Source organism: Sphingobium terrigena, assembly GCF_003591655.1.
GTDB lineage: Bacteria > Pseudomonadota > Alphaproteobacteria > Sphingomonadales > Sphingomonadaceae > Sphingobium > Sphingobium terrigena.
The window spans coordinates 55,508-78,603 of record NZ_QVRA01000005.1 but is presented as its reverse complement, the minus strand read 5'-3'; the positions used below and the strand labels follow the sequence as shown (position 1 = coordinate 78,603).

Sequence of the window (23,096 nt, the reverse complement as noted above, 5' to 3'; positions counted from 1 at the left end):
CGTTCACCTTTCAAATCCTCCCCTGCAAGGGGAGGGGGACCGCCGCGAAGCGGTGGTGGAGGGGTGTCACCCTATCGATGGCATGACACCCCTCCGTCTGGCCTGCGGCCAGCCACCTCCCCTTGCAGGGGAGGATACTTACTTCGCGACCGCCGCGCTCAGCACGGGATGCTTGCGATACAGCCACCATTGTTGCGCCATCGACAGGCAGTTGTTGGTGATCCAGTACACCAGCAGGCCCGCCGCGAACGGTGCCATGATGAACATCATCATCCACGGCATGATCGAGAAGATCTGCTGCTGCATCGGGTCCATCTGCGCGGGGTTCAGCTTGAACTGCAACCACATCGAAATGCCCAGCAGCACCGCCAGCACGCCGATCGCCAGGAAGGATGGCGGGGTGAAGGGCAGCAGGCCAAACAGGTTCAGAATATGCAGCGGATCGGGCGCGGACAGATCCTTGATCCACAGGATGAAGGGCTGGTGCCGCATTTCGATCGTCAGCATCAGCACCTTGTAGAGCGCGAAGAAGATCGGAATCTGGATGAAGATGGGCAGGCACCCGGCCAGCGGGTTGACCTTCTCCGTCTTGTAGAGCGCCATCATCTCCTGCTGGAGCTTGGGCTTGTCGTCCTTATACTTCTCCTGCAGCGCCTTCATCTTGGGCTGCACCGCGCGCATTGCCGCCATGCTGGCGAACTGGCGCTGGGCGACCGGGAACATCAGGCCGCGCACGACGAAGGTCAGGCAGATGATCGCCACGCCGAAATTGCCCAGCGTCTCGAACAGCCAGTGCAGCAGCGCGAAGATCGGCTGCTCGAACCAGTAGAACCAGCCCCAGTCGATCGCGCGGTCGAACAGCTTGACGCCGTCACGCTCATAGGCCTGGAGCGTCTTGACCTCCTTGGCCCCGACGAACAGCCGCAGCGTCTGCGTGACTGCCTTGCCCGGTGCCAGCATCGTCGAATCGAGCGCGACATCGGCCTGATATTGGGTGCCAGCCCCTTTGCGGAACTGCGCCGCGACATCGGCGTCCTTGCCCGGCACCAGCGCCGACAACCAATATTTGTCGGTAAAGCCGATCCAGCCGCCCTTGGACTGGAAATCGCGGGTGGACGGACCTTCGTCCAGATCCTTGTAGTTCACATCATAATTGGCCGCATTGTTGAACACGCCCATCGGGCCGATATGGATGGTCCAGGTATCAGGGTCCTTGGGGATGCTGCTGCGGCTGATATAGCCATAGGGCTTCACGCCCACCGCGCCCGCACCGCTGTTCGACACTTTCTGCGCGGCAGAGATCATGTAATTTTCATCGACGCTCAGGCGAATCTCGAACGTCTGGCCTGCGCCATTATTCCAGCTCAGCGTAACGGGACTCGTCGGGGTCAGTTCGCGGCCCTGCGCGGTCCAGACCGTGTCCTTGTTAGGGGTTTTCAACCCTTCGCCCTGCCAGCCGAAACCGGCGAAATAGGCGTCCTGCGTACCAGCGGGCGAATAGAGCCGCACCGCAGGCGAATCCTTGGCGATCGTCTCGCTATAGGTTGGCAGCACGATGTCATCGATGCGCGCGCCCTTCAGGTTGATCGACCCGTCCAGCTTGGGCGTGCGAATGGGGATACGCGGGCTTTCCTTCAGCACCAGCGCCCGGTCGCGAATCGCGGTCACGCTGTCGGCGGCGGGGTCCGCTGCGGGATTGGCGACCGCTGTCGTCTTGCCACCCTCTATCTTCGTTGCAGGCGGATTGGCCGCCGGGAAGAAATAGGTCGAGACATAGGGCCAGCCGAACAGGATCGCCGCGGTCAGCAGCACCGCCAGAATAATATTCTTCTTGTCGTCCACGTTGTTCGGCTCCGCCGTCTTATAACTGTGTCAGGGGACCGGGTCATAGCCCGAACCGCCCCATGGGTGGCATCGCATTAGCCGCTTACCCGCCAGCCAGCTACCCTTGATCGCGCCATATTTGCGCACCGCCTGGATCGCATATTCGGAGCAGGAAGGGGCATAGCGGCAGGAGGGGGGCAGGATGCGCGAAGGGCCGATCTGCCAGAAGCGCGCGATCAGGATCAGGAGGCGGGCAATCATGCGCCGACTTTGCCCTTGCCCCGGCCATGACCGGCACGCGGCCCGTTGCGCGCTGGCGCGTCGCCGGGTTGGGCGCGCGCAATCTTGCGCAGCGCCTTTTCCAGTTCGGTGCGCAGCAGGGCGAAATCGCGTTCCTTGCCACCGTCGCGGCCAATCAGCACATGATCGGCACCGGCATAGCCATGCAGCGGCAGCAATTCGCGTGCGAGAACGCGAAAGCGGCGCTTCATCCGGTTACGGATGACGGCGCCGCCAATCTTTTTCGTGACCGTGATGCCAAAGCGCATCGCCGGATCGCCATCGTCGCGTTCGCGCACCAGCAGGACGAATCCCGGCATCGGTGCGCGCTTGCCGCGATTGGCCGCCAGAAAATCGGCCCGCTTGCCCATGATGGCAGGCGCAGCCGAAGGCGGCCCTTCGATCAGGCGCTCAGGCTCTTGCGGCCGCGCGCACGACGGGCGCGGATGATGTTGCGGCCGCCGGGGGTCGCCATGCGGGCGCGATAACCGTGACGGCGCTTCCGAACCAGATTGCTCGGCTGAAAAGTGCGCTTCATCGTTCATTCCTCAAAAAACAACTAGAGAATCGGGCGTGACAAAAAAGGGCCGCCAAAGCAGCGGCCGCATGTTCAGGGGGCGTCCGATAGGCAAATGGGGGGGGGAAGTCAATGGCAGGATGCGCCTGTATCATGCACTTCGTGCTCCTGCGCAGGCAGAAGCCCAGTCCGGCCTTGCCGCATGACCGCGCGGGCTGAACTGGGTTCCTGCCCGCGCAGAAACACCAGGCTTTCCTACTTCCCCCGCGCTGCCGCGACGCCGCCCTTTAGCGCGTCAAAGCCGACCGCGCCGTTCAGCACCTGGTCGCCGATCACGAAGGTCGGTGTCCCGCTTGCCTGCAATTTCTGGGCAAGCGCGATGTTGGACTGGATTTCGGCGTCATATTTGCTCGATGTGATCGCCGCTTCCGCCTCAGCCTTGCTGATGCCCGCCTTCGCCGCCGCCGAAAGAATCGTATCGCGCGTCACCTTGCCCGCGCCATACATCGCCTTGTGATAGGCCATATATTGGCCGCGCTCGGCCGCCAGCAGCGATACTTTGGCCGCCTCGCTGCTTTCTTCCGACAGGATCGGCAGTTCGCGATACACGACCTTCACCTTGGTATCCGACCCGACCAGCTTCGCAAGATCGGGCAGCGATGCGCGGCAATAACCGCAGGCATAGTCGAAAAATTCAACCACGGTGACGTCGGCATTGGCCGCGCCTTCCCACGCCCCGGCATAGGGTTTTTCCAGCGCCGCGCGATTGTCGGAAATCGTCCCCGACATCCGCTTGGCCTGCAATTTCTCGATCGCCTGCGGGATGATTTCAGGATGCCCAAGAATATAGTCATGGACGATTTTCTCGATCGCGCTCTTGTCCGTGGCAGTCACGCCAGCGGGAGCCTGCACGGCCAATGCGGTCCCGGCGGCCGCCGCGATAAAGGCGAAAGCGCCAAGGGTCATCTGGATCATCCTGTTGGAAAGGGCCGTGCGGAATGTCGGCCGGTCTTGCTGCGTCATCTTATCGTTTCTTCCGCTGCTGCTCGATCGCTGCGCGCGATACCATGGCGATATCCTGCGCGCGCAGATAGTCAACCGTGCCGGGTTTCAGCCCCTGCATCGCCGCATCCGCGCTGCGCAGCGCCATCGGATGCTCACCGATCATGGCATAGCGTTCCGCCGTCGCCAGCGCCGCACGCGGCGTATCGCCACGCCGTTCATAGACGACGCCCAACTGATACCAGGCGAAGGGATTTTCCCGATCGCGCGCCACCGCCAGCCGCAACACCTGCTCGGCCTCGGCAAAATTCGCCTCATCCTCGGTCGCGATCAACGCATGGGCCAGCAGCACTGAAATCAGCGGCTGGTTGGTCAGCCGCACCGCCTCGCGCAGCGGCGCAACCGCGTCCTTGGGGCGACCGCTTTCCAGCAATATCTGGCCTTTCAGCTCCAGAAAATAGGGGTCGTCCGGCGCCGCCGTCAGCAGCGCGTCCGCTTCATAGAGCGCGCGTTGCGGATAGGCGCTTTTGTGCCAGGCATAGGCTCTGGCATAATGGGCCGGGATCGACTGGTCGCTTTCGGGATATTTCTGCAAGGTTTGCGTCGGTTCGGACACGAAGCCGACCAGCTTGGCCTTGATCCGCTCGAACCGCTGCTCCAGCGCCCGGTCGACCGGCTTTTCCCACGCCGGGTCGACCGTATAGACCTCGCGCAGCACATTGATGCGTTCGCCCGACAGCGGATGGGTGCGGCCATAACTATTGTCCTGCGGGATCGCGAGACGATATTCCTGATTTTGCAGCTTCTTGAAAAATTCCAGGCTGCCTCGGCCGCTGACGCCCGCCGCGCTCAGATAGCGCGCCCCGGCCAGATCGGCGGAGCTTTCCTGCCCGCGCGAAAAGGCCAGGAATTTGGTCATCGCCGCCTGCTGGCCCAGCCCCATAATGCCCATGCCCGCTTCCGCGCCGCCCGCCGCGATAGCAGCGGCACCCAGCACCAGGCTCAGCAGCGTTACACCGGTCGCCTCGCGTATCCCCTCGCCAAAGCGGACGATATGGCCACCTTCGATATGCCCCAGTTCATGCGCCACCACGCCCTGCAACTGGTTCACATTGTCGGCCTGCGCGATCAGTCCGCTATGCACCCACACATATTGGCCGCCCGCGACGAAGGCGTTGATTTCGGGTGAGTTGATGACCAGCACTTCGACATTGCGCGGGTCCATACCCGCCGCCTTGACCAAAGGCGCGGACATGTCGGCCATGAAGGCTTCGGTTTCCGCATCACGCAAGATGCTCTGCGCCAGCGCCGGGCGCGCCATCAGCATGAACGCACCCAGCAGCAGGGCAAGCCATCGGAACAGTCGGACCATCACGCGCCGCCACTGCCATGCAGGCCATGAACCGCCGGTGAAGCGTCGGCCCGAACGAAAAACGCCGCTGCGCACCGGATATGACCGGACGAGCAGCGGCGTTTTTTCATCAGCGAGCGAACCGGTCTTTATTGACCGAAGGTGCGCTGCCACCAGCCGCGACGCGGCGAGCCATCTTCATTCACGCCTTCGGCTTCGTTTTCCGCTGCCACTGTCTCGGCAGCAGGCGCTTCCTCAGCCACAGCAGGGGCTTCGACGGCAGGTGCCGCTTCTGCTTCCACCGCGACGTCAGCCTTCTTGCGCCGGGTGCGCTTGGGCTTGGCAGGCGCTTCTTCCGCGACCGGCGCTTCGATCACGGCTTCCGCCGCAGCAGCGGCATCAGCCTCGATCTGCGCCTTGGTACGACGACCACGGCGCGGCTTGGCAGGTGCCGCTTCGGCCACGACCTCGGCAGGGGCTTCGGCCGCCACCTCGACCGGTGCGTCCTCGACGATCGCTTCGGTCACGGGCGCTTCGGTCACCGGCGCGCTGTCGACCTTGGGTTTGCGGGCGCGGGGACGACGGCGGGTCTTGGGCGCTTCCTCGGCGGGAGCCTCCTCAACAGCTGCGTCCTCTACCATGGGCGCGTCCTCGGTAACCGATTCGGCATCCGCGGTTTCTGTCCCGGCTTCGGCGGCATTTTCGCCACCCTCGCGACGACGACGACCGCCACGGCGACCACGACGGCCACGACGACGGGCAGCGCCCTCTTCCTCGGTTTCGGCGGTGGTTGCAGTGACTTCGCCTTCGCCTTCGCTGTCCTCGGTCGAGCCTTCTTCGGCATCCGCGGCTTCGGCCCCAGCTTCGGCTTCTTCCCCGGCTTCACCCTCGACGCGATTGTCATCGCGCTGGCCGCCACGCCGGCGACGACGGCGACGGCGACGGCGGTTGCCATCGCGATCCTCGCCCCGGTCGCCCTGCTCGGCGCGCTCGCCACGCGGCTCACGCTCGGCAACGACCTCTTCCTCGTCCTCGGCCAGCGCCTCTTCTTCTTCCTCTTCCTCCTCGATCAGGTCGAGATCGTCGTCATCCTGATCCATCGGGGCGTAGGTCACGACCCGTTCAGGGCGCGGGCCGCTCGGCTCGACCGACATGCGCGCGCCTTCAACCTCGCCATCGGGCAGCACGACGATGCTGACGCCGTAGCGCTGCTCGATTTCGTCCAGTTCGCGACGCTTGTTGTTGAGGACGTAGAAGGCCGCTTCCTGGCTGGCGCGCAGCGTGATGACGTTGCCGCGACCACGCGCCGCTTCCTCTTCCAGCATCCGCAGCGCGGACAGGCCAGCCGACGACGCGGTGCGGACAAGACCGGTGCCTTCGCAATGCGGGCACTGGCGGGTCGATGCTTCCAGAACGCCGGTGCGCAGGCGCTGGCGGCTCATTTCCATCAGGCCAAAGCCCGAAATCCGACCGACCTGGATGCGCGCGCGATCGTCCTTCAGCGCGTCCTTCATCGCCTTCTCGACCTTGCGGATGTTGGAGTTCACCTCCATGTCGATAAAGTCGATGACGACCAGGCCCGCCATGTCGCGCAGGCGCAACTGGCGCGCAATCTCGCGCGCGGCTTCCAGATTGGTCGCAACGGCGGTCTGTTCGATGCCATGTTCGCGGGTCGAGCGGCCGGAGTTGATGTCGATCGACACCAAAGCTTCGGTCGGGTTGATGACCAGATAGCCGCCCGATTTCAGCTGCACCACCGGGTTATACATGGCGGCCAGCTGATCCTCGACACCCGCGCGCTGGAACAGCGACACCGCGTCGGCATAGCCCTTCACCTTGCGCGCATGGCTGGGCATCAGCAGGCGCATAAAGTCCTTGGCGGCCTTGTAACCATGCTCGCCCTCGACGATGACTTCCTCGATATCCTTGTTGTAGATATCGCGGATCGCCCGCTTGATCAGGTCACTGTCATTGTGGATCAGCGCAGGGGCGGCCGACTTCATCGTATTTTCGCGAATCTCGTCCCACAGCCGGGCGAGATAGTCGAAGTCGCGCTTGATCTCGACCTTGGTGCGCTGCAAGCCAGCGGTGCGCACGATGCAGCCCATCGACGATGGCAGCGCCATGTCGGCGATGATCGACTTCAACCGCTTGCGGTCCGCCGCATTGCTGATCTTGCGCGAAATGCCGCCGCCATGCGACGTGTTGGGCATCAGCACGCAGTAACGACCGGCCAGCGACAAATAGCTGGTCAGTGCCGCGCCCTTGTTGCCGCGTTCTTCCTTGACGACCTGGACCAGCAGCACCTGGCGGCGCTTGATGACGTCCTGGATTTTGTAGCGACGGCGCAGCGCCATGCGCTTGCGGCGCAGTTCGTCGGCGGCATCGTCGCCACCCCGGCCACGGCCACGTCCGCGACCATTGCCGCGTCCGCCATTGCCTTCGGTCTCGCCGCCTTCGGCCGGTTCGCCGCCATCCTGCTCGTCATGGCCGTCCTCATCATCATGATGATGGGTCGCCTCGACGGTTTCGACGCTGCCTTCGCCATCGTCCATATCATCATCGTCGAAATCGGCGCGCAGTGCGGCCTCTTCCTCGGCATGGGCGCGTTCTTCGCGCAACAGCGCTTCGCGGTCTTCACGCGGGATCTGATAATAGTCGGGATGGATTTCGCTGAAAGCGAGGAAGCCGTGGCGGTTGCCGCCATAGTCAACGAAGGCGGCCTGCAACGAGGGTTCGACCCGCGTTACCTTGGCCAGATAGATATTGCCCTTGAGCTGTTTATGCTCAGCGGACTCGAAGTCGAATTCCTCGATCCGGTTACCCTTGACGACCGCGACACGGGTTTCTTCCCGGTGGCGCGCATCGATCAGCATACGCATTGTCATGTAATAGTCTCCGGCGTGGACGGGCTGCGGCACTGGGCCGCGCCGCCACGCGATAGTGAAGGGACGACAACGCGCGCGCCGAAAGGGGCGCGGGTTGCGGCGTCATCCGGGTTTGAAGGAAATGTTGCGTGTCTGCTGCGTCGGCAGGGCCGGACAAATCGCCGGGCCGGACCATCCACGCCGCATCGCCCGTTACCGGGGCAAGCGTGGAATGGAATTCATGCCTCATGCAGCGTCAACCTGTTACTGGCATCCCTTGGCGCGCAGGGTGCGCGCCGATGCCTCTCTTGATCCCCCGCATCGCCGCCATGAAACAGGCAAGTCTTGCGGGAATGTGAATGGGTAGCAGTCAAAGACCCACGGGGCAACGGCTGGCAGAAATATTATGATTCGACTTTTGTGGACCGCACCAGCCTTCAAACGAGGCACGTGACTCGTTTGAACCCCCACCCGGCCTCCCAATCAGGATATACTGTGGGCGGCCGGGTGGGGGAGTGGGCTGGTGCGGCACGAATGGGCGAAGCCCATTCCCACAATCACTCGTGCTGAAAATCATATTAACCCTCTCATTTTACGGAGCCACAACAGGCTGTGCTTAATCCGGGGTTTAGCGTGGGGACGCTGAACGGATAAGCGCATGACATTTGGCTGGACGGCCCGCATCGAAGCGATGCACAAACGGCGCATGTTGCAGAGCCTTGCCTTGGCAAGCACCCTGACGATGGCAGCGCCCGGCAGCGCCGGTGGCATCTATGCCGTCGACGTGCGCGATGATCGCGTCATTGTCCGCTTCGATGATCGGGTCGATGGCGCGTCCGCCTTCCTGCTCGACACGCCACGCCGGATCGCGCTCGACATTAGCGGCGCGCAGGTGGGGCGCGGCCAGTTTGCCCCCGGCAATGGCGCGATCGCCGCCGTGCGTCAGGGCCAGTTGAGCGAAGGCACCGCCCGCGTCGTTCTCGACCTTTCCAGCCCCGCGACGCTGGGCGACGCGCAGATCGCGCCCGATCGCAAATCGCTGAGCTTCTCGCTCAAGGGCGCAACCGACAGCGCGTTTCGCACCGCGGTGGGCCGGGGCCGCACCAGCTTCGACGCGCCCGCCAATATGAGCGCCCGGCCGCAAAAGCGGCTCCATTCCATCACCGTGCCGATCCCGTCCATGGCGCGCGGCGTCGCCCTGCCGCCGGTCGAGGGTGCGCGTGATGGCGCCCGTCCGCTGATCGTGATCGATGCGGGCCATGGCGGCCATGATCCGGGCGCGATTAACAAGGAAAATGGCAAGCGCGAAAAGGATGTGACCCTAGCCATTGCCCAGGCGATCCGCGACCAACTGGTCAAGTCCGGCCGCGTCCGCGTGGCGCTGACCCGCGACGACGACAAATATCTCGTGCTTCAGGAACGCTATGGCATCGCCCGCAAGCTGGGCGCGGACCTGTTCATCTCGGTCCATGCCGACGCGGCGGAAAATACCGAAGCCCATGGCGCGACCGTCTATACATTGTCCGAAACCGCGTCCGACCGCGAAGCGGCCCGGCTGGCGGCGCGCGAAAACAAGGCTGACATCATCAATGGCGTGAACCTTGGTGGCCAGTCGGGCGACGTCTCTTCGATCCTGATCGACCTGACCCAGCGCGAATCGATGAACATCTCGGCCAGTTTCGCCCGCCTGCTCCAGCGCGAAGCCTCACCCTATGTTCCGTTCCGCAGCGCCTATCACCGCTTCGCCTCGCTGATGGTGCTGAAGGCGCCCGACACGCCCTCGGTCCTGTTCGAGACCGGCTATATCAGCAATGCCGACGACGCTGCTTTCCTCGCCTCGCGCGAAGGCCAGCAAAAAATCGCCCGCGGCGTCGCCCGTGCGATCGAGGTCCACTTCGCCCGCAAGCTGGCGATGCATGGTGGTGCGGCGGGGGGCTGATCACGCCAAATCGGCCTCGCCGGGGGCGGGGCTGTCGTGTATGGACACACCCTATCATAGTTCGTCATGCTGAACTTATTTCAGCATCCATCATGCCCCACGAGCCGTCGCTTGGGACGAGAAATGGATGCTGAAATAAATTCAGCATGACGTGGAGAGGGTGCGAAAGGTCATATATAATCCTCTACCTTGCAGGGGAGGGCAGGCGAGGCCGGAGGAGCGTCAACGATCCCCACTGGCGCTCCAGGCTTTTTGACCTTAGAGCCTGATCCGTCATGGAAGAGGCCCGTTCCAATCCGCCCGCATCGTCCTTCGCCTATCGCCTGCGTCGCGACGCTGGCGGCGTGCTGGACCGTCTGCGCCCGCTCTGGCAGCGCCGCCTGTTCCGCTGGGCGTCCATTCTGCTCGGCGGCTTCCTGCTCTTTTGCGCGCTCTTCTGGCTGATCTTCGCGCGCGGCCTGCCGGACGCGGCGACTTTGCTCGAATATGAGCCGCCGCTGCCCACCATCGTGCGCGATATCAATGGCCAGCCGGTCCACAGCTATGCCCGCGAACGGCGCGTCCAACTGCAATTTAGCGATTATCCCCCGCAACTGATCCACGCCTATCTGGCGGCGGAGGACAAGACTTTCTTCGACCATCATGGCGTCGATTTCCCCGGTTTTGCAGGGGCAGTGGTCGATTATGCCAGCAAGCTTGGCTCCGGCCAGCGCGCGCGCGGCGGCTCCACCATCACCCAGCAGGTGGCCAAGAATCTGCTGATTGGCGATGAATATTCGCCCACGCGCAAGGTGAAGGAGATGATCCTGGCCTGGCGCATGGAAAATGTCCTGACCAAGCAGCAGATCCTCGAACTCTATCTCAACCAGATATTCCTCGGCCGTAACGCCTATGGCGTGCAGGCCGCCGCCCGCGCCTATTTCGACAAGGATGTGGCCGACCTCAAGCTCCACGAAATGGCCTATCTGTCGATCCTGCCCAAGGGGCCGGCCAATTATCGCCCCGAAAGCCCGACCGGCCATGCCCGCGCGATCGACCGGCGCAACTGGGCGCTGGGCGAAATGGTCAAGAGCAACTGGATCACGCCGGCCCAGCGCGACGCGGCCATGGCGCAGCCGCTTGGCACCGTCGCGATGCACGGTTCGGGCTTCGATGCGCGCGCGGGCGGCTATTATATGGAAGAGGTGCGCCGCCGCCTGATCGCCTTGTTCGGGGAAAAGGCGAGCGATGGGCCCAACAGCATCTATGCCGGTGGCCTGTGGGTGCGCAGCCCCTATGATCCGGTGGTGCAGGACAGCACGCAAAACGCCCTGCGCGGCGGTCTGCTGCGCTTTGACGCCGGGCGCGGCTGGTCCGGCCCGGTCGGCCATATCAATATCGACAATGGCTGGGAGCGGGAACTGGCCGCCAGCTATATCGACGTCGATTATGCGGAGTGGCGCGTCGCCGTGGTCATCAGCCGCACATCGACCGACGCGCAGCTTGGCTTTTCCGACGGCAGCACCGGCACGCTCCCCGCCAGCGCCGCGCAGACCCCCTATCGCAAGATTGGCGGCCCTGCCTTCTCCGCCATGAAGCCCGGCGACCTGATCGTCGTCGCGCGCAACGGGGGAAGCTGGGCGCTGCGCTCCATCCCCGAAGTATCGGGCGGCATGGTGGTGGAGGAAGTCCATTCGGGCCGCATCCGCGCGATGCAGGGCGGCTTCGATTCGCGCCTCTCCAGCTACAATCGCGCGACCCAGGCGCTACGCCAGCCCGGATCGACCATCAAGCCGTTCGTCTATGCCGCTGCGCTTGATGGCGGCATGACCCCGGCCTCGATCATCGTCGACGGTCCTTTGTGCGTTTATCAGGGCGCGGGCCTTGGCCAGAAATGCTTTCGCAACTTCTCCGGCGGCAGCGCGGGACCGCAGACGATGCGCTGGGGCGTCGAACAATCGCGTAACCTGATGACCGTGCGCGCGGCCAGCCAGACCGGGATGGAACGGGTCGTCCGCACCATCAAGACCATGGGTATCGGCGATTATCAGCCCTATCTCTCCTTCGCGCTGGGCGCGGGCGAAACCACGGTCGAACGCATGGTCAACGCCTATGCGACGCTCGCCAATCAGGGGCGGCAATTCCCCTCGCGGGTCATGGATTATGTGCAGGACCGGCGCGGCAAGGTGATCTGGCCCGAACGCTGGCGCGCCTGCGATGGCTGCAACATGGCCAGTTGGGACGGCAAATCGATGCCGCGCTTCGGCTTTGAGGGCAAACAGGTGATGAACCCGATGACCGCCTATCAGGTCGTCCACATCGCCGAAGGCGTGGTCCAGCGCGGCACCGCCACCGTGCTGGCCGACCTCAACCGCCCGCTGTTCGGCAAGACCGGCACCACCAACGGCCCGACCAATGTGTGGTTCGTCGGCGGATCGCCCGATCTCGTCGCGGGCGTCTATATCGGCTACGACCAGCCGCGCAGCCTGGGCGGCTGGGCGCAGGGCGGCCGCATCGCCGCGCCAATCTGGAAGGCGGCGATGGCCCCCATATTGGAAACCATGCCCAAAACGCCCTTCATTGCGCCAGCGGGCATCCGCATGGTCGCGATCGACCGGCGTTCGGGCAAGCGCGTCTATGGCGCCTGGCCGACCAGCGAACCCAAGGCTGCGGTCATCTGGGAAGCCTTCAAACCCGAATCCGAACCCCGCCGCACCATCCGCAAGGAAGAGGCGGAGGAACAGGCCAAAGTCGCCGCCACCCGCGCCGCCGCCCGCACCAGAACGCGCACCGACAGCGACTTTTTGCAGGATCAAGGCGGGATTTATTGAAATCACCCCAACACCGTTTGGGGAGGATTGTGAAACTGCACGCGTGAAACCAATTGAGTTCCTGCCCGTCAAGGGCAGGGCTTTGGCATGTGACTTTTCGTTATCTCTCAACGTCATCCTGAACTTGTTTCAGGATCCATCATGCGCCAAAAGCCGCCGCTCGTGGCGAGAAATGGACCCTGAGCCGAAGGCCAGCGCAGCTAAACAAGTTCAGGGTGACGAGTTGGGTGGGCAGCGTTCCATCTGCGATAGCCCTCACCAGTCAGGGGAGGATTGATCTTCCCAAATCCGCCGCCCTCGGATAGGGGCGGTCGCTTGATGCGTTCACACGCCAGCCAATACCCGGAGACCACCCATGCGCGCCGAAGCGCTGCAATATATTGATCGCATCGACGCCGCGCTGGCCCTGCTGCGCCAGTCGCTTGACTGGGACCGCGCGCTGCGCCGTCTCGACGAGCTGAACGCCCGTGTCGAGGACCCGACTTTGTGGGACAATGCGAAGCTGGCGCAGGAGGTGATGCGCGAGCGGACCCGGCTGGACAGCGCGATCGGCGCGACCCGTGCGATCGCTTCGGAAAAGTCCGACACCGCCGAACTCATCGAAATGGCCGAGGCCGAGGGCGACGAGGAGATGGTGTCCGAAGCCATTGCCGCCCTGAAGGCGCTGGCCGACCGCGCGGATGAGGACAAGATCAAGGCGCTGCTGTCGGGCGAAGCCGATGGCAGCGACACCTATCTGGAAATCCACGCCGGGGCTGGCGGCACGGAGAGTCAGGACTGGGCCGAAATCCTCAGCCGCATGTATCGCCGCTGGGCCGAACGGCGCGGCTATAAGGTGGAACTGGTCGATTATCAGGCGGGCGATCAGGCGGGCATCAAGTCCGCGACCTTCCTGATCAAGGGCGAAAATGCCTATGGCTATGCCAAGACCGAAAGCGGCGTCCATCGCCTGGTCCGCATCAGCCCCTATGACAGCGCCGCGCGCCGCCATACCAGCTTCTCGTCGGTCTGGGTCTATCCCGTGATCGACGATGATATCGATATCGAGGTCAAGGAAAGCGACCTCAAGATCGACACCTATCGCGCGTCGGGCGCAGGCGGACAGCATGTCAACACGACCGATTCGGCCGTCCGCATCACCCACGTCCCCTCCGGCATCATCGTGGCCTCACAGAATGACCGGTCGCAGCACAAGAACCGCGCGACCGCGATGAATATGCTCAAGGCCCGGCTCTATGAAGCGGAACTGGCCAAGCGCGAAGCCGTGACCGCAGGCGAATATGCCGCCAAGACGGAGATTGGCTGGGGCCACCAGATCCGCTCCTATGTGCTGCAACCCTATCAGCTGGTGAAGGATCTGCGCACCGGCGTCACCTCGACTGCGCCCGACGATGTGCTGGACGGCGCGCTTGATCCCTTCATGGCCGCCGCCTTGAGCCAGAAGGTGACAGGCGAAAGCGTCGATGTCGAGGATGTCGACTGATGCCATTGCGGGTGGTTCTGGCGGGGATGCTTGTCCTGCTGGCCGCCTGCGATCGCCTGTCGCCCGACAACGAAACGGAACGCGCGCCTGCCGCAGCACCCTTCCCGCGTGCTGACCGCCCGGTCGCCCCGATCGTGTCGACCCGCTGGTCGAGCGAGGAGGCGCGCGACCGGGTGAATGAGGCGGAGGATATCATGGATCGCGCGGGCATCCGTCCCGGCATGACCGTGGCGGACATCGGCGCGGGCGAGGGCTATTATACTGTCCGCCTCGCCACCCGCGTCGGTGAGAAGGGTCGGGTGCTGGCCGAAGATATCATGCCCGAAGTGATCGAGGCGCTGTCCCGCCGCATCACCCGCGAAAAACTGGACAATGTCAGCGTCAAGCTGGGCGCGCCGGAAGACCCGCGCCTGCCAGTCGACAGTTTCGACCGCATATTGATGGTCCATATGTATCATGAGATTGCCGAGCCTTACGCCTTCCTCTGGCATCTCAGCCCGGCACTGAAAAAGGATGGCGAGCTGATCGTCGTCGATGCCAATCGTCCTACGCAGCAGCATGGCACGCCGCCGCGCCTGCTGGCCTGCGAACTCTCGGCGATGGGCTTCCGGCTGGAAGAGGTCATCCCCAAGCCGACCGCAGGCGGCTATCTCGCCCGCTTCCGCCGCATCGCCGCGCGGCCCGATCCGGCCAGCATCGTTCCTTGCGCCTATCACAGCGAAAATCAGGGTTAATGCGCGCCTGATCCTGTCTGGTGATATGCTGTTGTCCGCCGCCACATTATAATGGCGGCGGGGAGGTTTCCTTCATGACCGACCATGCTTCGCTTGCCCCGTCAGGGCCAAAACCGCGCATCGCCGCACGGCACAAGATGTTCGAGCCGGTTGTGCTACACCTGCACGGCATGGCGCTGCGTGCGCATATATTGGACCTGTCAACATCGGGCGCGCTGGCGCATTGCGATCGTCCCCCACAAGCGGGTGATCGCGTCAGAATAGAGGCGGAAGGGGTTGCGGCGATCGCCCATGTCGTCTGGGTCCGGGCCAAACGCTTTGGCCTGCATTTCGACATGCCCTTGTCCGACGCCACCGTGCAGCAAGTCGTGCGCGGGGGTTAGCCCTTGCGCCGCCAACGCCGGAACAGCGATACGCCCAGCACCCCGCCGCCGACCACCGCCGCGATCGCCCCGCCCGCAGACGCCAGCGCCCATGCGCCCGCCGCCAGCAGCCCGGTCAGGAAATCGACGATGATGAGGGTGAGGTGGATCATCCAGGAAGGACGGGGCTATTGCCCCAATTCCTTCGCCTCCTGATATTTCAGCTCCAGAAAGCGGTTCTGCGTCGCCAGCTTGTCCAGATCGCCGCTGGCCAGATTCTCGCTCATCCGCCCAATCTCGGCGTCGATCACCGCCAGCCCCTCGACCAGCTGCTTTTCCGGCACCCGGCCATTGCGTTCCTCGCGCCGCAAGGGCTGCGGGATCGACTGATAGCCGGTCACCAGTTCGGGCAGATGGTCGGCCAGCAGGCGGCGCACCTCCAGCGCGGCGGGGTCCTGCGGTCCCAGCCGTTCAAGCTGCGGCGCCAATATCTCCAGCTTCACGCCGATACTGTCCACCAGCGTCACCGCCGGGGCCGGCAGCGCCTTGCGCTGATTTTCCAGCCAGATTTCTGTCTGGAGCGGCAGGGCGGTAAGCGGCGTTTCCGCCAGCGCCTCGGTCCGCACGCGGGTTTCCGTCGGCAGCAGGCCGATCAGCAGCAAAGCCGCCATCATCACGCCTAGCGCGATCATGATGCCGGTCGTCCCCAGCGGCACGACAAAGCCCGCAACTGCGCTGCCCAATATCACCGCCAGCACCGCCCAGAAGGCATATTTGACCTTGCGGATCAGCCCTGCATTACGCCGCTGCCGCGCCCGCGCTGTCAGGCTCTGCCCGCGCTCGCTATGACGCCGCAGCACCGCTTCGGCATCGGCCAGCACACGATCGGAACGGCTCATTGGACCCCGTCCCCGTTCGGGCTGAGCGAAGTCGAAGCCTTCCACTGAGCGGAGCGAAGTAGCCTCCCTATCGGTCGGCCGACCCCTTCGACTTCGCTCAGGGTGAACGGGAGATGTTTCATCCTCACCCCTCGATCGCGCTCAGCAAGGGATTGTCCGCCCGTGCTTCCTTCGACGCCTGCGCCTGCCCTTCGGCCCGCGCAATATAGCCCTTGGACTTCTCTACCTCGTTCGACAGCGTCGTCACCGTGGTTTTCATATTCTCCAGCGCTTTCAGCTTGAAGCTGTCGATATTGTCCATCGTGTCGTAGATGTTCTGGAAGGCGCGCTGCAACGTTTCGATCGGGATCGTGCTCGACGCGGCCTGCTCGTGAATCTGCGCGGTCTGGCTTTTCAGCAATTCGCCGGTCGAATCGATCATGTTCGCGGTCGTGGTGTTGAGCGCGGTGATCTGCTCCAGCACCAGCCTTTGCCCGACCAGCGCCTGCGCCACCGTCACCGCCGTGCGCAGCGCTGCGACCGTGGTGGTGGAGGCGCGATCGACGCCCTTGACCAGCTCGACATTATTCTTCTTCACCAGATCGAGCGCCAGATAGCCCTGCACCGTCACTGCCATCTGGGTCAGCAAATCCTGCGTGCGCTGGCGAATGTAGAACAGCGCGCTCTCGCGGATCGCCTTCGCCTTGGTCGGGTCGGTCGAATCCAGTTCCAGCGCCTTGGCCTCCAGCCGTGCGTCCATCGTCTTGCTGATATGGATCATCTGTTCGAGGCGACCCATCGTCGCCCACATATTCTGCCGCTCGACATCGATCGCGGCATTATCCTTGATCAGTGTGTCCTTGCCGCTGGCCAGCGATCCCAGGATCGAATTGATGTGGCTCTGCGCGCTCTTATAGCCGTCGAAATAGTCGCGCATCTTGTTACCGAACGGGATGATCCCGAACAGCTTTTTGCGGCTGGTCAGGCTGCCGCGCTTGCCGGGATCCAGATCCTCGACCGTGCGGCGCAGTTCGGCCAGGTCCGCGCCGACCTTGCTGTCGCTGTCCATCGCCCGCACCGGTCGGTCGAGGAAGCGGTTGGAGTGGCCCGCCGCCTCGGCAATTTCCTTGCGCCCCATATTGGTCAACTGATCGACCCGCGCGCCGAATGCCGGCGAATTGGCGTCCTGCGCCACCAGATCGTCGATGAAGGCATCCACCTTCTCGTCCAGCTTGGACTTTTTGCCCTCGTCGATCGGCACCAGCCCGGCGGCCCTCTCGGCGCTGACGACCGGCACCGGATCAGGCGGCGTCAGGCTGAACGGATCGCTGGAGGTTGTTGCAGTCGCAGTAGCGGTCGTGGCCATGATATCTCCCTTGGTGTCATATTGATATAGAACACCTGCGCTTCAAGGCGCAATCGGCAGGATAAACATAGGGGCGGCGCCGTCCAGTGGGAAGCGCCCCGCTTCGTGGCTGCCACGCGCCCTTGCCGCAACGCATCAATTCCTGTAGGGGCGCGCCCGAAGCCTCTGCGTGACCTTGTGTCGGCTTGGGTGAACCCATATCCCGAAGGCAAGACATGTCCCTGCGTAATATCGCCATCATCGCGCACGTCGATCACGGCAAGACCACCCTCGTTGACCAGCTTTTCCGCCAGTCCGGCACCTTCCGCGACAATCAGCGCGTCGAAGAGCGCGCGATGGACAGCAACGATCTCGAAAAAGAACGCGGCATCACCATCCTGGCCAAGCCGACCTCGGTCGAGTGGGAAGGCACCCGCATCAACATCGTCGACACGCCCGGACACGCCGACTTTGGTGGCGAAGTCGAACGCATCCTTTCGATGGTCGACGGCGTCGTCCTGCTGGTCGATTCGTCGGAAGGCGCGATGCCGCAGACCAAGTTCGTGACTGGCAAGGCGCTGGCACTGGGCCTGCGTCCCATCGTCGTCGTCAACAAGGTCGATCGTCCCGACGAGCGTATCCAGGAAGTGCTGGACGAAGTGTTCGACCTGTTCGTGTCGCTCGATGCGACCGATGAACAGCTCGACTTCCCCGTCCTCTATGCGTCGGGCCGCAACGGCTATGCCAATGAAGATCCCACGCTGCGGTCGGGCACGCTCAAGCCGCTGTTCCAGAAGATCGTCGATCATGTGCCCGCGCCCGCCGTGGAAGTGGAAGGCGTGCCCTTTACCTTCCTGGTGACCCTGCTCGATCGTGACAATTTCCTCGGCCGCATCCTCACCGGCCGCGTGACCAGCGGTTCGGTGAAGGTCAATCAGGCGATCCACGCGCTCGACATGGATGGCAAGGTGATCGAAACCGGCCGCGCGTCCAAGATCATGGCCTTCCACGGCCTTGATCGCGTGCCTGTCGATGAAGCCAAGGCTGGCGACATCATCTCGCTGGCCGGTCTGGCGGTCGCGACCGTCGCCAACACCATCTGCGACACGTCGGTCACCGTGCCGATCCAGGCCCAGCCGATCGATCCACCAACCCTCTCGATGCGCTTTGCGGTGAATGATTCGCCCATGGCGGGTCGTGAAGGCACCAAGGTGACGAGCCGCATGATCCGCGATCGTCTGGCCCGCGAAGCCGAATCGAACGTAGCCGTCAAGGTGACCGAGAGCGCCGACAAGGACAGCTTCGAAGTCGCTGGTCGCGGCGAACTTCAGCTGGGCGTCCTCATCGAAACCATGCGCCGCGAAGGCTTTGAACTCTCGATCAGCCGCCCGCGCGTGCTGTTCGGCGAAGATGAGGATGGCGGCAAGACCGAGCCCTATGAAACCGTCATGATCGACGTCGATGACGAATTTTCCGGCACGGTTGTCGAGAAGATGAACCTGCGCAAGGCGGAAATGACCGACATGCGCCCATCGGGCGGCGGCAAGACCCGCATCACCTTCTCCGCCCCCTCGCGCGGCCTGATCGGCTATCATGGCGAATTCCTGTCCGACACGCGCGGCACCGGCATCATGAACCGCCTGTTCGAGAAATATGGCCCCCACAAGGGCAAGATTGAAGGCCGCAAAAATGGCGTCCTGATCTCCAACGGCGCGGGCGAAGCCAATGCCTATGCGCTGGGTCCGCTCGAAGAACGCGGTATCCTGATGGTGGGCGTTGGCGAAGCGCTCTATGAAGGTATGATCATCGGCGAAAATGCCAAGCCCGACGATCTTGAAGTCAACCCGATGAAGTCCAAGGCGCTGACCAACTTCCGCGCCAGCGGCAAGGACGACGCCGTCCGCCTGACCCCGCCATGGAAGCTGACGCTGGAACAGGCCATCGCCTATATCGATGACGATGAGCTGGTTGAAGTCACGCCCAAGACGATTCGCCTGCGCAAGCGTTACCTCGACCCGAACGAGCGCAAGCGCATGAGCCGCTCGAAAGCGGCCTAAAATAATTCCTCCCCAGGCTTGCCTTGGGAGGGGGGCCGCCGACGTAGTCGGTGGTGGAGGGGCAGGGGCGTCGCAACGCTCCCGCCCTTTTCCCATTCCAAGGACAGACCCATGGCCGATCTATATCTCAAAGCGCTTACGTCCGAGCGTCGCGCCCTTTGGGCCGAATGTCGCCTCAAGGGGCTGGCCAAGGACACGATCCAGCGCCAGCGCATCGTCGAGATCGACGCGCTGCTCGCGGCGCACAAGGCAAAACAGGATGGCAAGCCCACGAGCTGATCGTCTGACCGCTACTTACGTAACTAAGTTGCATATCAACACCCTGTCGTGTCACTTTAGGACGCAACGCAAACCGAATCGCAACCTTGACGGTGTGATATGCGTTGGCTGGGCCTTTTGATGCCTTTGGTTCGTTCTTAGGCAAAGAGCCCATGCAGGAGGAGCGATGGAGTGGCGGAAACCCTGCCAGCCTTGAGCGAGGGGGAAAAGCAGTGCCTGCGGCTGGTGTCGCAGGGCTTCAATTCCAAGGAAATCGCGCGGCAGCTCCACGTCTCGGAGCATACGGTCGATCAGCGCGTCCGCACCAGTTTGCGCAAGTTCGGCGTGCCGTCCCGCAAGGAGGCGGCGCGCCTGTTCGTTTCGTTCGATCAACCACAGACCCAAAGTGGCACATATCAGCCTTTGATACATCAAACGCAGCGGCTTGCCTCCGATGCCTCTCCTGCGTCATCCATCGCTCAGCCGGACAGTCCGGATGAGCATATGGAACGCAAAACGCTCCTGCGCCGCATCCTCGCCTTCGGCCCGCCGCTAGGGGGATCGATCAATGAACTGAGTATCGATGGCCGCATATTGGCGATGATCCGCGCCGCCGTTCTGACCGGCGTTGGTGTCGTCACTCTGCTGCTGCTCATTGCCGGGGCCTTCAAGGCGCTGGCCTGATCCTTCCTACATTGCCACGCTGACAACGCACCGCCTGCATGGCGTCGTGCGAAGGAGATGACTTGTGCTTAATCTTGATCCCGCAAAGACCCAGGCCGTCGCCGATCAGACCAAGCAGGCTTTTGCCGCGCTGGACGTCGCGCTCGTCGACACGGCGCAGCTGACCACCGCCTTTCTCACCGCTGCCCAGGATTCCGGCCTCACTGCCGCCGAAAGCCAGCGCATCATCCTGCGCATCCATGAAAGCGCGACCAAGATTATCGAGGGGCGCAGCGACATGATCCGCGCGACAGCGCTGCTGACCCGCTGTATCGAACAAAGCCAACATGCCGTCACAGCTTTTGGATGCCCGTTGGGGATGGACGCGCCCGTGCAGGACGATGTGCAGCGCCACCTGACCCTGGTCGCCTGACCAGGTGGAGCCGTCGGCATTGGGTAAACGTTTGATTTCTCCCCCCTCTCAACCGGTGATCAAATGCTGGCGGCTTCTTTTTGGCTTCTGATGCTTTTAACCTGCGCTTTTGCGCTGGCGTTTGGCGGGCGGGACGGGCGACGCTTCGTCGTCATTTCGGTGGCGGCGGTGCTGTTCACCATTCCCGCCCAACTCGCCGGATCGTGGCAGGCGACGCAATATTGGCTGATGACGGTCGATCTGCTGACCTTCGTCGCGCTGCTCTGGCTGATGCTGCAAAGCCACCGTTACTGGCCGGTCTGGGTTTCCGCCTGCCAGCTGATGACGCTGTTGTCCCATGTGGCGACGCTGCTGCTCCAGAGTTTTTCCGACCGCATCTACGAAGGTCTGAACACGGTCTGGATCATCCCCCTGATGCTCTTCACCATCATTGGCATCGAACTTGATCGAAAGTCGCTCCATGACCGCGCATATCCCGCCTGAGAGCATCGTTCCCAGCCAGGAAGCAGCCGACCTCATCGTCGCGCTGCAACGCTGTCTCAGCAATGTGCATGCGCGGCAGGAGGATGCGGCGATTCTGGATGGCGACGGCGGTGGGCAGCTTGCCACGCTCGCGCGCTATATCGAAGCGCGGCGGGCGCGTGCCACCTTGCTTGGCCAAAATCTGTTCAGCGACCCTGCCTGGGACATGCTGCTCCTCCTCTATCAGGCGGGGCTGGAGGGACGGGCGTTGACGCTGGAGCAACTGAGCGAAAAATCGCGCCTGTCGATGAGCGTCATCGTCGGCCAGGTCGGCGTGCTGGAGCGGCGCGGCCTGCTGGACGAGCATCAAACATCCCCCAACAGCCGCCGCCGCCGCGCAATCTGCCTGTCGCCGCTGGCGGTCGATGCCATGTCCTCCTGGTTCTCTCTCGCCTTTGTGGCAGACGCCTGAGGCTTGCCGGTCAGCTCCGCGCAAAGGCGGGGCGCGGCAGGCTGGCCAGCGTCACGCTGCTTGCCACCATCAGCGCGATGGTCAGCCACAGGAACGGCCCATAGCCTCCGGTCGCATCGAACAAAGCGGACGCGCCCAGCGGCCCGGTGGCGGTGCCGACCGACAGCGCCATCAACAGCCCGCCATAAAGCCCGCCAAAGGTCTTGAGGCCGAAATGCTGGGTGGTCAGATAGACGATCACATCCACTTCCGCGCCGAGGGTTAGCCCGACCATCGCCGCCGCTGCCGCCTGCGCCATCCAGCTGTCGCCGCCCGTCAGCAGCAACAGGCAGCCGATCGCGGGCAGCAGGAACACGGTCGCCCCCACCATCGATGCGCGAAACCGGTCGAGCAACAGCCCGGTCGCCAGCCGCCCGATGACGGAAAACAGCCCGACCAGCGCTGCCACGCCCGCCGCCGCCATCCGGTCTGCGCCCCGGTCGGTCAGGATCGGCACGAAATGCACCACCAGCGCGATGATCGTGAAGGTGAAGAGCAGGCTGGCCAGCAACAGCCGGTGATAGATGGACGACCGCAGCCCTTCGCCCAATGTCACGCCGGTCAGCACCGGCCGCGCCTCCACCGCCGCCTTGCCCCGCCGGTCATGCGCGCCGCGAAAGAAGAGGAAGATCGTCGGGAAGGCGATCGCCACCCAGATCGCTGCCTGGATCGGCGCGGCTGTTTGCCAGCCATATCGCCCGATCAGCCAGCTACCCAGCAGCGGAAACAGCGCAGCGGCCAGCGACGCGCCGCACAGGGACACGGCAAAGGCCAGCCCGCGCGACGCGGCAAAGCGGGTCGCGACCGCACTGGTCCACACCGTCGCCTGCACCGGCAATGTCGCCAGCGCCAACAGGCTCCACAGCATCAACCACTGCGTCTTGTCGCCACTCGCCGTCCCCAGCATCGCAAAGGCACCACAGGTCAGCAGCACCCCCACCAGCCCGAACAGCCGTGGCCCCAGCCGATCGACCATCAGCCCGATCGGCACGGAAAACAGCGCCTGCACCAATGTCGCCAGCGTCAGCCCGATAGTGGTTTGTGTCCGGGACCAGCCGAAAGACTGGCTGATCGGCTCGATATAGGGACCAAGCCCGTAAATATGGATGACGCTGGTGGCATAGCCCAGCCCCGCCGAGATCGGCAGCACCGGCGACCGCCGCCACTCCGCCCCGGCTGTCAAAGCCCCCGCCTGCGTCATCCCGCTCTCCTCACCCGATTCTGTCTTGCCCCAGACTAATGCGTCGGTGAAGAAAAGCGATAGCGCCTCATTTATTTCGTGCCGCTGGACAGCATCGCGGATTGCGCACGTAACATTTCG

Annotated in this window: 22 protein-coding genes; 11 read left to right on the top strand and 11 right to left on the bottom strand. The window is 63.5% G+C overall.

Going from position 1 to position 23,096, the window contains the following annotated elements; all coding sequences use genetic code 11:
* Nucleotides 1-138: 138 nt before the first annotated feature.
* The 7 genes from yidC to D0Z70_RS07060 all read right to left on the bottom strand — a co-directional run bounded on the left by yidC (nucleotide 139) and on the right by D0Z70_RS07060 (nucleotide 7,861).
* On the bottom strand, nucleotides 139-1,842 hold the full coding sequence (yidC, locus tag D0Z70_RS07090) for a membrane protein insertase YidC (RefSeq protein WP_119744817.1): 1,704 nt from the start codon (nucleotides 1,840-1,842) through the stop codon (nucleotides 139-141).
* A gap of 30 nt (nucleotides 1,843-1,872) precedes the next feature.
* Nucleotides 1,873-2,085: a membrane protein insertion efficiency factor YidD gene (yidD, locus tag D0Z70_RS07085; RefSeq protein WP_119744815.1), complete on the bottom strand. Its 213-nt coding sequence runs from the start codon at nucleotides 2,083-2,085 to the stop codon at nucleotides 1,873-1,875.
* Entirely contained in the window at nucleotides 2,082-2,474 is a 393-nt protein-coding gene (gene rnpA / locus D0Z70_RS07080; protein ID WP_119744812.1) for a ribonuclease P protein component, read from the bottom strand. The genes yidD and rnpA overlap by 4 nt, the downstream gene beginning before the upstream one ends.
* A gap of 32 nt (nucleotides 2,475-2,506) precedes the next feature.
* Nucleotides 2,507-2,641 (bottom strand): 50S ribosomal protein L34, encoded by a 135-nt coding sequence (gene rpmH, locus D0Z70_RS07075; protein ID WP_006959075.1) that lies wholly within the window; start codon nucleotides 2,639-2,641, stop codon nucleotides 2,507-2,509.
* 234 nt (nucleotides 2,642-2,875) lie between these two features.
* Complete coding sequence (locus D0Z70_RS07070) at nucleotides 2,876-3,643, bottom strand: DsbA family protein (protein ID WP_119744810.1); 768 nt, start codon at nucleotides 3,641-3,643, stop codon at nucleotides 2,876-2,878.
* A 1-nt stretch (nucleotide 3,644) separates the two neighbouring features.
* Nucleotides 3,645-4,994, bottom strand: coding sequence for a M48 family metalloprotease (locus tag D0Z70_RS07065; protein WP_119744808.1), 1,350 nt, complete (start codon nucleotides 4,992-4,994; stop codon nucleotides 3,645-3,647).
* Nucleotides 4,995-5,122: 128 nt separating this feature from the next.
* Complete coding sequence (locus tag D0Z70_RS07060; RefSeq protein WP_220475628.1) at nucleotides 5,123-7,861, bottom strand: Rne/Rng family ribonuclease; 2,739 nt, start codon at nucleotides 7,859-7,861, stop codon at nucleotides 5,123-5,125.
* A 637-nt stretch (nucleotides 7,862-8,498) separates the two neighbouring features.
* Here D0Z70_RS07060 and D0Z70_RS07055 point away from each other — a divergent pair.
* The 5 genes from D0Z70_RS07055 to D0Z70_RS07035 all read left to right on the top strand — a co-directional run bounded on the left by D0Z70_RS07055 (nucleotide 8,499) and on the right by D0Z70_RS07035 (nucleotide 15,189).
* Complete coding sequence (locus D0Z70_RS07055; RefSeq protein WP_119744804.1) at nucleotides 8,499-9,779, top strand: N-acetylmuramoyl-L-alanine amidase; 1,281 nt, start codon at nucleotides 8,499-8,501, stop codon at nucleotides 9,777-9,779.
* A 275-nt stretch (nucleotides 9,780-10,054) separates the two neighbouring features.
* Nucleotides 10,055-12,589 carry a penicillin-binding protein 1A gene (locus D0Z70_RS07050; RefSeq protein WP_119744802.1) on the top strand — a complete coding sequence of 845 codons (2,535 nt, stop codon included), beginning with the start codon at nucleotides 10,055-10,057 and terminating at the stop codon, nucleotides 12,587-12,589.
* A gap of 355 nt (nucleotides 12,590-12,944) precedes the next feature.
* Nucleotides 12,945-14,072 carry a peptide chain release factor 2 gene (gene prfB / locus D0Z70_RS07045; protein ID WP_119744800.1) on the top strand — a complete coding sequence of 376 codons (1,128 nt, stop codon included), beginning with the start codon at nucleotides 12,945-12,947 and terminating at the stop codon, nucleotides 14,070-14,072.
* Entirely contained in the window at nucleotides 14,072-14,806 is a 735-nt protein-coding gene (locus tag D0Z70_RS07040) for a class I SAM-dependent methyltransferase (RefSeq protein ID WP_119744798.1), read from the top strand. The genes prfB and D0Z70_RS07040 overlap by 1 nt, the downstream gene beginning before the upstream one ends.
* Before the next feature lie 74 nt (nucleotides 14,807-14,880).
* The gene (locus D0Z70_RS07035; RefSeq protein ID WP_119744796.1) at nucleotides 14,881-15,189 is read left to right on the top strand and encodes a PilZ domain-containing protein; all 309 of its coding nucleotides are present in this window, start codon (nucleotides 14,881-14,883) and stop codon (nucleotides 15,187-15,189) included.
* On the opposite strand, the gene D0Z70_RS24875 is transcribed toward D0Z70_RS07035, so the two are convergent.
* From D0Z70_RS24875 to D0Z70_RS07025, 3 genes are all read right to left on the bottom strand, one after another.
* Nucleotides 15,186-15,341, bottom strand: a complete 156-nt coding sequence (locus D0Z70_RS24875) for a hypothetical protein (RefSeq protein WP_006951571.1) — start codon at nucleotides 15,339-15,341, stop codon at nucleotides 15,186-15,188. The two genes, D0Z70_RS07035 and D0Z70_RS24875, sit on opposite strands and share 4 nt — an antisense overlap.
* A gap of 15 nt (nucleotides 15,342-15,356) precedes the next feature.
* Entirely contained in the window at nucleotides 15,357-16,067 is a 711-nt protein-coding gene (locus D0Z70_RS07030; protein ID WP_119744794.1) for a hypothetical protein, read from the bottom strand.
* A 124-nt stretch (nucleotides 16,068-16,191) separates the two neighbouring features.
* Nucleotides 16,192-17,412 (bottom strand): toxic anion resistance protein, encoded by a 1,221-nt coding sequence (locus D0Z70_RS07025; RefSeq protein ID WP_119744792.1) that lies wholly within the window; start codon nucleotides 17,410-17,412, stop codon nucleotides 16,192-16,194.
* A 215-nt stretch (nucleotides 17,413-17,627) separates the two neighbouring features.
* Between D0Z70_RS07025 and typA the strand changes: the two genes are divergently transcribed.
* The 6 genes from typA (at nucleotide 17,628) to D0Z70_RS07000 (ending at nucleotide 21,736) form a co-directional block, all read left to right on the top strand.
* Nucleotides 17,628-19,448, top strand: a complete 1,821-nt coding sequence (gene typA, locus D0Z70_RS07020) for a translational GTPase TypA (RefSeq protein ID WP_119744790.1) — start codon at nucleotides 17,628-17,630, stop codon at nucleotides 19,446-19,448.
* A gap of 111 nt (nucleotides 19,449-19,559) precedes the next feature.
* Entirely contained in the window at nucleotides 19,560-19,727 is a 168-nt protein-coding gene (locus D0Z70_RS24870) for a hypothetical protein (protein ID WP_182913874.1), read from the top strand.
* Between the two features lie 171 nt (nucleotides 19,728-19,898).
* Nucleotides 19,899-20,390, top strand: coding sequence for a response regulator transcription factor (locus D0Z70_RS07015; RefSeq protein WP_119744788.1), 492 nt, complete (start codon nucleotides 19,899-19,901; stop codon nucleotides 20,388-20,390).
* Between the two features lie 64 nt (nucleotides 20,391-20,454).
* Nucleotides 20,455-20,802: a hypothetical protein gene (locus tag D0Z70_RS07010; protein WP_119744786.1), complete on the top strand. Its 348-nt coding sequence runs from the start codon at nucleotides 20,455-20,457 to the stop codon at nucleotides 20,800-20,802.
* A gap of 90 nt (nucleotides 20,803-20,892) precedes the next feature.
* Nucleotides 20,893-21,285: a hypothetical protein gene (locus D0Z70_RS07005; RefSeq protein WP_119745177.1), complete on the top strand. Its 393-nt coding sequence runs from the start codon at nucleotides 20,893-20,895 to the stop codon at nucleotides 21,283-21,285.
* The gene (locus D0Z70_RS07000) at nucleotides 21,263-21,736 is read left to right on the top strand and encodes an ArsR family transcriptional regulator (protein WP_119744784.1); all 474 of its coding nucleotides are present in this window, start codon (nucleotides 21,263-21,265) and stop codon (nucleotides 21,734-21,736) included. Before D0Z70_RS07005 ends, D0Z70_RS07000 begins: the two co-directional genes overlap by 23 nt.
* 10 nt (nucleotides 21,737-21,746) lie before the next feature.
* On the opposite strand, the gene D0Z70_RS06995 is transcribed toward D0Z70_RS07000, so the two are convergent.
* A complete protein-coding gene (locus D0Z70_RS06995; protein WP_119744782.1) occupies nucleotides 21,747-22,976 on the bottom strand; it encodes an MFS transporter in 1,230 nt (409 codons plus the stop codon).
* Nucleotides 22,977-23,096 lie beyond the last annotated feature (120 nt).

Bases quoted from the DNA above. Each gene is read 5' to 3' on its own strand.
- yidD (WP_119744815.1), bottom strand. From the start codon at position 2,085: ATGATTGCCCGCCTCCTGATCCTGATCGCGCGCTTCTGGCAGATCGGC.
- rnpA (WP_119744812.1), bottom strand. From the start codon at position 2,474: ATGGGCAAGCGGGCCGATTTTCTGGCGGCCAATCGCGGCAAGCGCGCA.
- rpmH (WP_006959075.1), bottom strand. From the start codon at position 2,641: ATGAAGCGCACTTTTCAGCCGAGCAATCTGGTTCGGAAGCGCCGTCAC.
- D0Z70_RS07070 (WP_119744810.1), bottom strand. From the start codon at position 3,643: ATGACGCAGCAAGACCGGCCGACATTCCGCACGGCCCTTTCCAACAGG.
- D0Z70_RS07065 (WP_119744808.1), bottom strand. From the start codon at position 4,994: ATGGTCCGACTGTTCCGATGGCTTGCCCTGCTGCTGGGTGCGTTCATG.
- D0Z70_RS07060 (WP_220475628.1), bottom strand. From the start codon at position 7,861: ATGACAATGCGTATGCTGATCGATGCGCGCCACCGGGAAGAAACCCGT.
- D0Z70_RS07055 (WP_119744804.1), top strand. From the start codon at position 8,499: ATGACATTTGGCTGGACGGCCCGCATCGAAGCGATGCACAAACGGCGC.
- D0Z70_RS07050 (WP_119744802.1), top strand. From the start codon at position 10,055: ATGGAAGAGGCCCGTTCCAATCCGCCCGCATCGTCCTTCGCCTATCGC.
- prfB (WP_119744800.1), top strand. From the start codon at position 12,945: ATGCGCGCCGAAGCGCTGCAATATATTGATCGCATCGACGCCGCGCTG.
- D0Z70_RS07040 (WP_119744798.1), top strand. From the start codon at position 14,072: ATGCCATTGCGGGTGGTTCTGGCGGGGATGCTTGTCCTGCTGGCCGCC.
- D0Z70_RS07035 (WP_119744796.1), top strand. From the start codon at position 14,881: ATGACCGACCATGCTTCGCTTGCCCCGTCAGGGCCAAAACCGCGCATC.
- D0Z70_RS24875 (WP_006951571.1), bottom strand. From the start codon at position 15,341: ATGATCCACCTCACCCTCATCATCGTCGATTTCCTGACCGGGCTGCTG.
- D0Z70_RS07030 (WP_119744794.1), bottom strand. From the start codon at position 16,067: ATGAGCCGTTCCGATCGTGTGCTGGCCGATGCCGAAGCGGTGCTGCGG.
- D0Z70_RS07025 (WP_119744792.1), bottom strand. From the start codon at position 17,412: ATGGCCACGACCGCTACTGCGACTGCAACAACCTCCAGCGATCCGTTC.
- typA (WP_119744790.1), top strand. From the start codon at position 17,628: ATGTCCCTGCGTAATATCGCCATCATCGCGCACGTCGATCACGGCAAG.
- D0Z70_RS24870 (WP_182913874.1), top strand. From the start codon at position 19,560: ATGGCCGATCTATATCTCAAAGCGCTTACGTCCGAGCGTCGCGCCCTT.
- D0Z70_RS07005 (WP_119745177.1), top strand. From the start codon at position 20,893: ATGCTTTTAACCTGCGCTTTTGCGCTGGCGTTTGGCGGGCGGGACGGG.
- D0Z70_RS07000 (WP_119744784.1), top strand. From the start codon at position 21,263: ATGACCGCGCATATCCCGCCTGAGAGCATCGTTCCCAGCCAGGAAGCA.
- D0Z70_RS06995 (WP_119744782.1), bottom strand. From the start codon at position 22,976: ATGACGCAGGCGGGGGCTTTGACAGCCGGGGCGGAGTGGCGGCGGTCG.